The following is a 12,129-nucleotide window of genomic DNA, read 5'->3' on the forward strand; positions in this document are numbered from 1 at the left end:
GCCTCGGGTCAGTGCTCCTCTTCGAGCGCGATGTTCAGGTACACCGACGCGAGGAGCGCGAAGATGTAGGCCTGCAGGGCCGCGACGAGGAGCTCGAAGAGCGTGAAGATCAGCCCGCCGGCGAGCGTCAGGACGCCGAAGGCCTTCATCGCGGGGACCGCCTCGAAGACGAAGTACTGCGTCGCGGCGAAGCACAGGACCAGCATGATGTGGCCGGCGACCATGTTGGCGACGAGACGGATGGCGAGCGAGGCCGGCCGGATGATGAGGATCTGGAGCAGCTCGATCGGGGTGACGATCAGGTAGATCGGCGCCGGGATCCCCGGGGGGAAGAGGCTGTTCTTGAGGTAGCCGCCGAGGCCGTGCGCCTTGATGCCCACGGCCCAGTAGGTGACGAGCACCCACAGCGCGAGCAGGAAGGGCAGGCCCATGCGGGCGGTACCGGCCATGTTCAGGCCGGGGATGATGCCCGTGAGGTTGAAGGCGAGGACCGCGAAGAAGATCGTCGTGATCATCGGGACGAAGCGCCTGGCGTGCTCCTTGCCCATGATCTCCTCGACGATCTGGACCCGGACGAAGTCCAGCATCATCTCGATCGCGTTCTGGAAGCGCCCGGGGACCAGGCGCGCCCGACGCGCGGCGACGACGAAGATCGCGAGGAGGACGATCGTGGCCACGATCCGGACGATCCAGATCCGGTCGATCTGGAAGATGGTGCCCTCGAAGAGGATCGCCGGCGGGAAGAAGTCGGCGATGGACGGCGCGTGGAAGCCACCTTCGCTCTCGGATGCAGCGAGGAGCACGGGGGTCGCAAGCGTGGACAGGGTGGACTCCCAATGGTCGTGTGGTCCGGGCAGCCGTCACCCGTGGGTGGGCACGCCGTCGGACCTGGCCGTCATGGATTCGCCAGTAGCCTAACGTATGGATCCGCGTGCTCTCGCCGTTCCCGGCCGCTTGTGACATTTTGCTCATGCTGCGGGACGAGGGTCCCTCCCCCGCGCGGCGGCCCCGTGGTACGTCGGCGGCGCGCCGGTGGTACGTCAGCGCGCCGCGGGGTCGACGTACGGGATCCGTCCCCTGCTCACGGCCCGGTAGTCGAGCGCGGCGGAGCCGATCACGCCGACGAGCAGCACCCCGGCGAACACCCACCGGTCGTAGAACTCCATGCCGCGCAGCACGACGAGGACGGCGATCAGCACCACCATCTTGCCGAGCCAGCTGGCCATGACGATCGCGGCCGTCGTCGTCGGGCTGGAGTCGACGGTGCGCAGCATCGTCCAGACCGTGGTCGCGGAGAAGATCAGGGCGACGCCCACGCCCAGGAGCGCGCCCCAGACGCCCGGCAGCCCCGCGACGAGCGCACCGACGGCGACGCCGAGCACGGTCAGCGCGCCGAGCAGCACCAGCACGTCGCGCAGGGCGGTGCGGAACACCGCACGCACGGCGCGGCCGTGCGCGCCGATCGTCTGCTCGACGGCACCCTCGGTCGCCGCGCCCTCCGGCCTGGCGTCCGGTCGGTCGTCCGGGCGGGCGGGCTCGGGCTGGCTCGTCGTCATCTCAGGGCTTCCTTCGGCGGGGTGGGGACGGCGGACGACGCGGCCGGGTCGCTGGACCCGGGCGCGGAGGAGGTGGGGGGCGCGAGGACCGGCGGGACGTCGACCACCGCGGCGGCGTCGTCGTCGAGGAACCGCCCGCGCGTGCGCAGCGGTCCGAGCGTGAGGAGCGCCGCGGCGACGACGGCCGCCGTGAGCCCTGCGGCCACGCCGTGCCAGTGCCACTGGACCAGCGCGACGGCGGCGAACGCGAAGACGGCCGTCCACACGTAGAGGATGAGCACGGCGCGCCGGTGCGAGTGCCCGATCGCGAGCATCCGGTGGTGCAGGTGCATGCGGTCCGGGTGGAACGGGGACTTGCCGCGCGCGACGCGGCGCACGACCGCCATGGCCATGTCGAGCAGCGGCAGGAGGATCACCGCGAGCGGCAGGAGGAGCGGGATGAACGCGGGGATCTGCTGCGCCCCGGAGAGCGTGGTCGTGTCGACCCGGCCCGTCACGACGATCGCCGCGGCGGAGAACACGAGACCGAGGACCATCGAGCCCGAGTCCCCCATGAAGATCCGGGCGGGATGGAAGTTGTGCGGCAGGAACCCGACGCAGATGCCGACGAGGGCCGCGATGACGAGGGTCGCGAGGCTCGAGTAGTCGTCGGCGCTGGCCTTCTGCGTGAGGACGTACGAGTAGAGGAAGAACGCGGCGCCCCCGATCGCGACGAGGCCGGCCGCCAGGCCGTCGAGCCCGTCCACGAAGTTCACGGCGTTCATGGCCACCACGACCACGAGGATCGTGGCGACGAGCTGGAGGCGCGAGGACCAGATGAGCTGCTGCTCCCCGATGGGGATGGGCAGCGTGAACAGCACGACGCCCTGGCTCGCCATGAGCCCGGCCGCGAGCACCTGGCCCGCGAGCTTGGTCATCCAGTCGAGGTCCCAGATGTCGTCGGCGATGCCGAGCAGGCAGACGATCGCCGCGGCGCCGACGATCCCCCAGATCCGGGCGTCGGCGACCATCCGCCCCGCGACCTCGCCGACGAAGACGCTCTCGAGGAAGGGCATCTGCGACGCGAAGACGACCGCCACCACCAGCCCCAGCAGCATCGCGAGACCGCCGAGCCGGGGGGTCGGGATCGTGTGGACGTCGCGGTCGCGCACCGCCGTGATGGCGCCCGTGCGCAGCGCGACCCAGCGCGCGAAGGGTGTCGCGAGGAACGTCACCGCGGCGGCGACGAGCATCACGAGCAGGTAGACCCTCACCCGCCGTTCGCCTCCGGCTCCCCGGCGTCGCCGGAGCCTCGGGCCTCGGCCGGCGCGTCGGAGACAGCAGCCTCGGCGGGCGCCGTCTCCGGCGGCTCCGGGGCGGCGTCCGCGGCCGGCTCGTCGTCGGGGCCGAGGACGGGCGCGACCTCGCGCAGCTGCTCGAGCGTCACGGCCCCCTGCCGCACGACGCGCAGCGCGCCGGACGTCGCGTCGACGATCGTGGACGCCACTCCCCCGGGCGCCGTCCCGCCGTCGAGGTAGACGCCCACGGCGCTGCCGAGCTGCTCGCGCGCGTCGTCGACGTGCAGCGCGGCGGGGCGACCCGTCGCGTTCGCGGACGACACGGCGAGGGGCCCGGTGCGGCGCAGGAGCGCGAGCGCGGCCGGGTGGTCGGGCATGCGCAGCGCGACCGTGCCGTGCGTCTCGCCGAGGTCCCACGCGAGCGACGGCTGGGCCCGCAGGATGATCGTGAACCCGCCGGGCCAGAACGCCTCGACGAGGCGGCGCGCGTCGTCGGGCACGTCGGTGGCGAGGCCGTCGAGCGTACGCGCGTCGGGGACGAGGACCGGGGGCGGCATGTGCCGCCCGCGCCCCTTCGCGGCGAGCAGCGCGGACACCGCCTCGGCGTCGAACGCGTCGGCGCCGATGCCGTAGACGGTGTCGGTGGGCAGCACGACGAGGCCACCGCGGGAGATCGCGTTGACCGCCTCGTCGATGCCGGCGCCCCAGGTGTTCGGGTCGGTCACGGGGTGGACGGAGCTCACGGGTCCATCCTTCCACGCCCGTGCGGCGACCCCGGGTCACCGGCGGCACCGGCTCGTCGTGCCACGACCATGCGGTCGCGGCCCGTGAGGTCCGTCAGGGTGCGCACCTCGACGAACGCGTCCGCGGCGCGGGCGGCCGCGCGCACGTCGGCGGCCTGCACCTCCGCGTGCTCCATGACGAACAGACCGCCGGGCCGCAGCAGGCGCGCTGCGGCGCGCACGACGGCGCGCGGCACCTCCAGCCCGTCGGCGCCGCGCCCGTAGAGCGCCATGTCGGGGTCGTGGTCGCGGACCTCGGGGTCGACCGGCACCGCGTCCGGCGGGATGTACGGCGGGTTCGAGACGACGACGTCGACCGTCCCGTCGAGCTCGGCGAGCAGGGCCGGGTCGCCCACGTCGCCGACGAGCGTGCGCTGGGTGCCCGACCCCACGCGCGCGGCGTTCGCCGTCGTCGCGCGGACGGCGTCGGGCGAGAGGTCGACCGCGACGACACGCGAACCCGGCACCTCGACGTCGACGCTGATCCCGATGACGCCCGACCCGCAGCACAGGTCCACCACGAGCGGCGGCCGGTCCGCGCGGCCCGGGTCGCCGAGGAGCCGTGCCGCCTCGTCGATGGCGACCTGCGCGACCGTCTCCGTCTCCGGGCGGGGCACGAAGACGTCGTCGAGCACCTCGACCGTGACGTGCCGGAACACGGTGTGCCCGACGATGCGCTGGAGCGGCTCACGCCCCCGTCGGCGCTCCACCGCGTCCGCGAAGTCGGCGAGGAAGCGGTCGGTCGCGCCTGTCGGGAGCGCGGGGGCGAGCGGGGCGTCGCCCGCGGGGAGCCGGTACCACTCGAGGCGCGGCAGGCCGAGGCTCCAGGCCGCGAGGGCCTCCGCGTCGTGGCGCGCGGACGGGACGCCGGCCTCGACGAGGATCCCCTCGGCGGCCCGCACCGCGCGCCGCAGGTCGTCCACGGTGAGCGCGGCGGGCACGGACTGCTCGGTGCGCGCGTCGCCCATCTCAGGCCTCGCCCGCGGCGGCGAGCCGGGCCGCCTCGTCCGCCTCCACGGCCGAGCGCACGACGGGGTCGAGGTCGCCGTCGAGCACCTGGTCGAGGTTGTACGCCTTGTACCCGGTGCGGTGGTCCGCAATGCGGTTCTCCGGGAAGTTGTAGGTGCGGATGCGCTCGGAGCGGTCGACCGTCCGCACCTGGGAGCGCCGCAGGTCCGCCGCCTCCGCGGCGGCCGCCTCCTGCTGCGCGGCGAGCAGACGCGCGCGCAGCACGCGCATCGCCTGCTCCCGGTTCTGGAGCTGCGACTTCTCGTTCTGCATCGACACGACGATCCCCGTCGGCAGGTGCGTGATGCGCACCGCGGAGTCCGTCGTGTTGACCGACTGCCCGCCCGGGCCCGACGAGCGGTAGACGTCGATGCGCAGGTCGTTCGGGTCGATCTCGACCTCGCCCGCGTCCTCGACCTCGGGGAACACGAGCACCCCGGCGGCAGACGTGTGGATGCGGCCCTGCGACTCCGTCACGGGCACGCGCTGGACGCGGTGCACGCCGCCCTCGTACTTGAGGTTGGCCCAGACGCCCTCGGCCGGGTCGGACGGCGTGCTGCGCGCCTTCACCGCGACCTGGACGTCCTTGTAGCCGCCGAGGTCGGAGTCGGTCGACTCGAGGACCTCCGTCTTCCAGCCGCGGCGCTCGGCGTACCGCAGGTACATGCGCAGCAGGTCGCCGGCGAAGAGGGCCGACTCCTCGCCGCCCTCCCCCGCCTTGATCTCGAGGATGACGTCGCGGCCGTCGTCGGGGTCGCGCGGGACGAGCACGCGGCGCAGGCGCTCGCGCGCCTCCTCCTCGGTGGCGCGCAGGCCCGGGAGCTCGTCGGCGAACGCGTCGCCGTCGTCGCCGCCCAGCGCGGCGAGCTCGGCCGCGGCCCCGGCGTCGTCGCTCGCCTCGCGCCACGCGCGGTACGCGCCCACGACCTGGTTCAGCTCGGCGTAGCGCCGCCCGAGCGTGCGGGCGCGGCCCGCGTCGGCGTGGACGGCCGGGTCGGCGAGCTGCGCCTCGATCTCGGCGTGCTCGGCCAGCAACGGCACGACGGCGGCGAACGACTCGGTCACGGACGGCTCCTCGGGCGGTACGGCGGTGCGGGACGGCGGTCGCGGCGCGGCGCGCGGGCGCCGGGCGTGCGGTCGCACGCGGGCGCGTCACCGGGTCCGGCGCTCCGGCCGACCCCCGACAACGCGACAGCGCCGGTGGTCCGAGCGCACCGACTGCCCCTGGAGAGGTTGTCGGGCTCGGACCACCGGCGCTGCGGTGCTGCTACTTGTCGGCGTCCTTCTTGCCGTAGCGCGCCTGGAAGCGGGCCACGCGGCCACCGGTGTCGAGGATCTTCTGCTTGCCCGTGTAGAACGGGTGGCAGGCGCTGCACACGTCGGAGCTGATCTTGCCCGACGCCTCGGTGCTGCGCGTCACGAACGTGTTCCCGCAGGTGCACGTCACCTCGGTGACGACGTACTCGGGGTGGATACCAGACTTCACGGTTTTCTCCTTGGGGTGACGTCTCCGGGTCAGGTGCGGCTACCGCACCTGTGAACCGGTGACAGGCGGCCTGACGAGCGCAGGCCGACGAACCATTGTGCCAGAACGCGCGGGGGCCCCGAGAACTTCCCGGGGCCACCCGCCGTCGGTGACCGGGCGACGCGTCAGATCGTGCGGCCGACGTTGTCGTCGTCGGCCAGCCCGCCGGGCGTCGTCTTCTGGACGTGCAGCAGGAACTCGACGTTCGTCTGCGTCTTCTTGAGCTGGCCGAGCAGCAGCTCGATCGCCTGCTGCTGGTCGAGGGCGCCCATGACGCGGCGGAGCTTGTAGATGATCTTCAGCTCGTCCTGCGACATGAGGATCTCCTCGCGGCGCGTGCCGGACGCGTTGACGTCCACGGCCGGGAAGATGCGCTTGTCCGCGAGGTTGCGGGACAGGCGGAGCTCCATGTTCCCCGTGCCCTTGAACTCCTCGAAGATGACCTCGTCCATCTTCGAGCCCGTCTCCACGAGCGCCGAGGCGAGGATCGTCAGGGAGCCGCCGTTCTCGATGTTGCGTGCCGCGCCGAAGAACCGCTTCGGCGGGTAGAGCGCGGACGCGTCCACACCACCGGACAGGATGCGACCCGAGGCCGGCGCCGCGAGGTTGTACGCGCGCGACAGGCGGGTGAGCGAGTCGAGGAGCACCACGACGTCCTGACCGAGCTCGACCAGGCGCTTCGCGCGCTCGATCGCGAGCTCGGCGACGATCGTGTGGTCCGACGCGGGGCGGTCGAACGTCGAGGCGATGACCTCGCCGCGGACCGTCCGCTCCATGTCGGTGACCTCTTCGGGCCGCTCGTCCACGAGCACCACCATGAGGTGGACCTCGGGGTTGTTCGCGGCGATCGCGTTGGCGATCTGCTGCATGATGATCGTCTTGCCGGCCTTGGGCGGCGCGACGATGAGACCGCGCTGGCCCTTGCCGATCGGCGCGACGATGTCGATGACGCGCGGCGTGAGACGCGTGGCCTCGGAGTTCTCGAGGCGCAGGCGCTCCTGCGGGTACAGCGGCGTGAGCCGGTTGAACTCCGGACGCTCGCGCGCCTCCTCGGGCGACATGCCGTTGACCGTGTCGAGGCGGACGAGCGCGTTGAACTTCTGGCGCGCGGTGTTGCCCTGGTTCTCGCCCTCGCGCGGCTGGCGCACGGCGCCCGTCACGGCGTCGCCGCGGCGCAGCCCGGCCTTCTTCACCTGGCCGAGCGACACGTAGACGTCGTTGTTGCCCGGCAGGTAGCCGCTGGTGCGGACGAACGCGTAGTTGTCGAGGATGTCGAGGATGCCCGCGACGGGGAGCAGGACGTCGTCCTCGTTGACCTCGATGTCGTCGAGGCCCGAGAGGTCCGGTCCCTGGCGGTTGCGGCCGCGCTTGCGGTCGCGGTCGCGACCGCGGTCGCGGCCCCGACGGCGGCGCCCGCCGCGCTCGTCGTCCAGGAGCTGGCGGTCGTCACGGCGGTCGCCCTGACGCTCGCCCCGGCCCTGCTGGCCGGACTGCTGGCCGGACTGCTTCTCCGGCTGCTGCTCGCGCTGGCGCTCGCCGCCCTGCCCGTCACGCTGGCGGTCGGCGCGCGGCGCGTCGCCGTCGCCCTCGCCCGTGCGCGGGGCACCGGCACCGCGGCCCGCACGGCGCGAGCCGCGCTCGCCCGTGACCAGGCCGACGGCGGCCGCGGCGCGCGCAGCACGCTCGTCGGGCGACTCGTTCGCGGTGTCGCGCGTGCGCACGCCCTCGCCGAGGGCCTCGGCGACCGCGGCCGCGGCCTCCGAGCGCGCGTCGCGGCGGCCGTCGCGGCGCTCGCCACGCTGCTCCGTGCGCTGCTCGTCGGCGCGCACCGGGAGGTCGAGCACGGGAGCGGCGGTGCGCTCCTCGCGGCTGGCGGCCGACGGCGCGTCCTGACGCGTCGCCGGGGAGTCGGTGCCGGCCGCGGGGCTCGCCGCGGGCCGCTCGGCGCGGCGGCTGCGGCCGCGCCCCGAGGCGACGGGCGCCTCGTTCGTCTCACGCGACGCGGCAGGCGCCGCGTCCGTGTCGCGCCGGGACGCGGCGGGGCGCTCCGAGGCGCCCTGCTCGCCCGTGCGGGCGCGGATGACGTCCACGAGATCGCCCTTGCGCATCTTGGACGTGCCCTTGACCCCGAGCTGCGTGGCGAGCGCCTGCAGCTCCGGGAGGCGCAGGGTGGAGAGCGCGCCGTTCCGGGCGGTACCGCCGGCAGCGGTCGCGCTGCTCGTGGCGGTGTCGATGGTGTCTGTCACGAAGGACCCTTCCCCCTCGTTTGCGTCCGTCTCTCAGAGGGCGGACCGCGGGTGGTCGACGCCCGGCCGTGACGGCCGGTGCGCAGGTGTCACCACGCGTCAGTGGTACGACGACGTCATCTGACGCGGGCTGGATTGCCTTCTCTCGGACGGGCTCTGTCGCGGCACTTCCGCGCTGGAGAACGCTCGACTGCTGATGCGAGAGCGTGACCGAAGGCTGGGACCATCCTAGCACCGGCAGGACAGCGGTCAGAGCCGTTCGACGACGACCCCGCGCGTGTCGACGTCGAGGCGCCGGACCGACCAGTCCGCGCTCCCCCCGACGAGCTCGTCCGCGACGCCCGCGACCTCGTCGAGGCGCTCCGCGGCGGACAGGACGAGGACCGTGGGGCCCGCACCCGACACCGTCGCCGCGAGCCCCCGCCCGCGCAGCGCGCGGACGAGCTCGGACGTGGTCGGCATGACGCCGGCGCGGTACCCCTGATGGAGCCGGTCGTCGGTCGCGTCGAGGAGCAGGTCGGGACGCCGCGTGAGCGCCTCGACGAGCAGGGCCGACCGCCCCGCGTTGAACGCCGCGTCGGCGTGCGGCACCTGCGCCGGGAGCACCCCGCGCGCGCGGCTCGTCGCGAGCCGGGCCGAGGGGACCAGCACCGTCGCTCGCAGGTCGGGGTGCACGTCGAGCCGGACGGCACGCGCCCCGGCCCCGGGCGTCCCGCTCTCCCACGCGACGGTCGCGCCGCCGAGCAGCGCGGGCGCCGCGTTGTCCGGGTGGCCCTCGATCGCGGTCGCGAGGCCGAGCGCGACGTCGTCGTCGAGGACCGACGGGTCGGCGACGAGCGCGCGCGCCGCCACGATGCCCGCGACGACGGCCGCGGCGGACGAGCCGAGGCCCCGCCCGTGCGGGACGCGGTTGACGCACGTCAGGTGCAGGCCCGTCTGCGGCGCACCCGCCACGTCGAGCGCGGCCCGCAGGGCCCGCACCACGAGGTGGGACTCGTCGCCCGGCACCTCTCCGGCGCCCTCGCCCTCGACGTCGACCACGACGTCGTCGCTCGCGAGCGCGCGCACGTCGAGCACGTCGTGCAGCGCGAGCGCGAGGCCCAGCGCGTCGAAGCCGGGGCCGAGGTTCGCGCTCGTCGCGGGGACGCGCACCCGCACGTGGTCCGCGCCGAGCTGCATCAGTCGAGCCCGAGGGCGTCGGCGATGGACACCACGTCGGCGGTCACGCGCGTCGGCTCGACCTCGGTGCCGTCGAGCGTGCGCAGCGCCCACTGCGGGTCCTTGAGCCCGTGGCCCGTGACCGTGACGACGATGCGCGCGCCCGCGGGCACGAGCCCGCTCTCGGCGCGCGCGAGGATCCCGGCGACGCCGGCGGCCGACGCGGGCTCGACGAACACGCCGACCTCGCTCGACAGCACGCGGTGCGCCGCGAGGATCTGCTCGTCGGACACGGCCTCGATGACGCCGCCCGACTCGTCGCGCGCGGCCTCGGCGAGCTCCCACGACGCGGGGTTGCCGATGCGGATGGCGGTCGCGACGGTCTCGGGCTCCGTGATCGGGTGGCCCGCGACGATCGGCGCGGCGCCGGCCGCCTGGAAGCCCCACATCTGCGGCGTGCGCGTCGCGACGGCCGGCAGGCCCTCCCCCGCGTGCCCCGCGGCGCCCTGGCCCGCGTACTCGCGGAAGCCCTTCCAGTACGCCGTGATGTTCCCCGCGTTGCCGACGGGCAGCGCGTGGATGTCCGGGGCGTCGCCGAGCGCGTCGACGATCTCGAACGCGCCCGTCTTCTGGCCCTCGATGCGGTCGGGGTTGACCGAGTTCACGAGCTCGACCGGGTACGCCTCGGCGAGCTTGCGCGCCGCGACGAGGCAGTCGTCGAAGTTGCCGTCGACCTGGAGCAGCCGCGCGCCGTGCGCGATCGCCTGGCTCAGCTTGCCCATCGCGATCTTGCCGTCCGGGACGAGCACCGCGCACGTCATCCCCGCGCGCACCGCGTAGGCGGCCGCCGATGCCGACGTGTTGCCCGTGGACGCGCACACGACCGCCTGCGCACCGCGACCCGCGGCCGCGGAGATCGCCGCCGTCATGCCGCGGTCCTTGAACGACCCCGTGGGGTTCATGCCCTCGACCTTGACGAAGACCTGGGCCCCCGTGCGCGCCGACAGGGCCGGCGCCTCGACGAGCGGCGTGCCGCCCTCGCCGAGCGTGACGATGCGCTCGGACACGTGCGCGGGCAGCCGGTCACGGTACTCGGCGATGATGCCTTGCCACTGGTGGGCCATCTGGTGGGCCATCAGGCTCCCTCGACTCTCAGGACGGACGTGATCGTGCGGACGGGCTCGAGCTCGGCGACCGCCGCGACGGTGGCCGACAGCGCCGACTCGGGCGCCGCGTGCGTGGTGATGAGGAGCTCCGCGACGCCGGGCTCGGCGACGTCGGCCGCGCCGCGCGCCGTCGGCTGGCGGACCGCCTCGATGGACACGCCGTGCTCGGCGAGCGCGTGCGCGACCTGCGCGAGCACGCCGGGGCGGTCCTCGACGTCGAGCCGCACCTGGTAGCGCGTGACCGCGGCGCTCGGCGGGAGGATCGGGAGCTCGGCGTACGTGGACTCCTGCGGCCCCTTGCCCCCGAGCACGCGGTGGCGGGCGGCGGAGACGACGTCGCCGAGCACGGCCGACGCCGTCGGGGCGCCGCCCGCGCCGCGCCCGTAGAACATGAGCTCGCCCGCGGACTCGGCCTCGACGAACACGGCGTTGAACGAGCCGCGCACGTTCGCGAGCGGGTGCGAGGTCGGCACGAGCGCCGGGTGCACGCGCACGGACACGCCCGCCTCCCCGGTCGCCCCGCCGTCGCGCCGCTCGGCGATGGCGAGCAGCTTGATGACGTGGCCCGTCTGCGCGGCCCACGCGACGTCGTCGGCCGTGACGGCGAGGATGCCCTCGCGCGCGACGTCGTCGAGGGACACGCGCGTGTGGAACGCGAGGCTCGCGAGGATCGCCGCCTTGGCCGCGGCGTCGTACCCCTCGACGTCGGCCGTCGGGTCCGCCTCCGCGTAGCCGAGGTCCTGCGCCTCCCGGACGGCCTCGTCGAGGCCCCGGCCCGTCGTGGCCATCTGGTCGAGCACGTAGTTGGTCGTCCCGTTGACGATGCCGAGCACGCGGCGCACGCGGTCGCCCGCGAGCGACTCGCGCACCGGGCGCACGATCGGGATGGCGCCCGCGACGGCGGCCTCGAAGTAGATGTCCACCCCGGCGGCGTCGGCCGCCTTGTAGAGCGTGGGGCCGTCCTCGGCGAGGAGGGCCTTGTTCGCCGTCACGACGGCGGCGCCCGCCTCGATCGCGCGCAGCAGCAGCGACCGCGCGGGCTCGGTGCCGCCCATCACCTCGACGACGATGTCCGCGCGCTCGACGAGGCTCGCCGCGTCCTCCGTGAGCAGCGACCGGTCCACCGCGGCGTCGCGCGGGGCGGACGCGTCGCGGACCGCGATCCCCACGAGCTCCAGGGGCGCCCCGACCCGGGACGCGAGGTCGTCGGCCTGCTCCGTGAGCAGCCGCGCGACCTGGGTGCCGACGACGCCGCACCCCAGCAGGGCGACGCGCAGGGGCGGGTGGGACTCGGCGGCAGACGGCACGACGGACCTTCCTCGGGTGGTCAGGACGGGTACGGCGCCGGGCGCGGCCCGGGTCGTGCCCGGGTGGCTCGGGAGCCGCAGGCACAGGATACGGCGACGCGCGC

At 74.4% G+C, this 12,129-nt stretch carries 11 protein-coding genes; all 11 read right to left on the minus strand.

Features of this window, described 5'->3' with window-relative positions; genetic code table 11:
• Positions 1-8 precede the first annotated feature (8 nt).
• Positions 9-803: a F0F1 ATP synthase subunit A gene (gene atpB, locus B9L22_RS13380; protein ID WP_233140104.1), complete on the minus strand. Its 795-nt coding sequence runs from the start codon at positions 801-803 to the stop codon at positions 9-11.
• Between the two features lie 237 nt (positions 804-1,040).
• Positions 1,041-1,556 (minus strand): hypothetical protein, encoded by a 516-nt coding sequence (locus B9L22_RS13385; protein ID WP_233140106.1) that lies wholly within the window; start codon positions 1,554-1,556, stop codon positions 1,041-1,043.
• Complete coding sequence (locus B9L22_RS13390) at positions 1,553-2,809, minus strand: glycosyltransferase family 4 protein (protein WP_086150766.1); 1,257 nt, start codon at positions 2,807-2,809, stop codon at positions 1,553-1,555. The genes B9L22_RS13385 and B9L22_RS13390 overlap by 4 nt, the downstream gene beginning before the upstream one ends.
• The gene (locus tag B9L22_RS13395) at positions 2,806-3,576 is read right to left on the minus strand and encodes an L-threonylcarbamoyladenylate synthase (RefSeq protein WP_086150767.1); all 771 of its coding nucleotides are present in this window, start codon (positions 3,574-3,576) and stop codon (positions 2,806-2,808) included. Before B9L22_RS13395 ends, B9L22_RS13390 begins: the two co-directional genes overlap by 4 nt.
• The gene (gene prmC / locus B9L22_RS13400) at positions 3,573-4,583 is read right to left on the minus strand and encodes a peptide chain release factor N(5)-glutamine methyltransferase (protein ID WP_086150768.1); all 1,011 of its coding nucleotides are present in this window, start codon (positions 4,581-4,583) and stop codon (positions 3,573-3,575) included. The genes B9L22_RS13395 and prmC overlap by 4 nt, the downstream gene beginning before the upstream one ends.
• Position 4,584: 1 nt before the next feature.
• On the minus strand, positions 4,585-5,688 hold the full coding sequence (gene prfA / locus B9L22_RS13405; RefSeq protein WP_086150769.1) for a peptide chain release factor 1: 1,104 nt from the start codon (positions 5,686-5,688) through the stop codon (positions 4,585-4,587).
• A 202-nt stretch (positions 5,689-5,890) separates the two neighbouring features.
• A complete protein-coding gene (gene rpmE, locus B9L22_RS13410; protein WP_021483241.1) occupies positions 5,891-6,109 on the minus strand; it encodes a 50S ribosomal protein L31 in 219 nt (72 codons plus the stop codon).
• Between the two features lie 164 nt (positions 6,110-6,273).
• Positions 6,274-8,394, minus strand: coding sequence for a transcription termination factor Rho (rho, locus tag B9L22_RS13415; protein WP_086150770.1), 2,121 nt, complete (start codon positions 8,392-8,394; stop codon positions 6,274-6,276).
• A 249-nt stretch (positions 8,395-8,643) separates the two neighbouring features.
• Positions 8,644-9,573 (minus strand): homoserine kinase, encoded by a 930-nt coding sequence (thrB, locus tag B9L22_RS13420; RefSeq protein ID WP_086150771.1) that lies wholly within the window; start codon positions 9,571-9,573, stop codon positions 8,644-8,646.
• On the minus strand, positions 9,573-10,676 hold the full coding sequence (gene thrC / locus B9L22_RS13425; protein WP_086151000.1) for a threonine synthase: 1,104 nt from the start codon (positions 10,674-10,676) through the stop codon (positions 9,573-9,575). The genes thrB and thrC overlap by 1 nt, the downstream gene beginning before the upstream one ends.
• An 11-nt stretch (positions 10,677-10,687) precedes the next feature.
• Positions 10,688-12,025, minus strand: a complete 1,338-nt coding sequence (locus tag B9L22_RS13430; RefSeq protein WP_086150772.1) for a homoserine dehydrogenase — start codon at positions 12,023-12,025, stop codon at positions 10,688-10,690.
• Positions 12,026-12,129 lie beyond the last annotated feature (104 nt).

It is taken from the genome of Cellulosimicrobium sp. KWT-B, assembly GCF_002127155.1.
Taxonomy (GTDB): Bacteria; Actinomycetota; Actinomycetes; order Actinomycetales; family Cellulomonadaceae; genus Cellulosimicrobium; species Cellulosimicrobium funkei.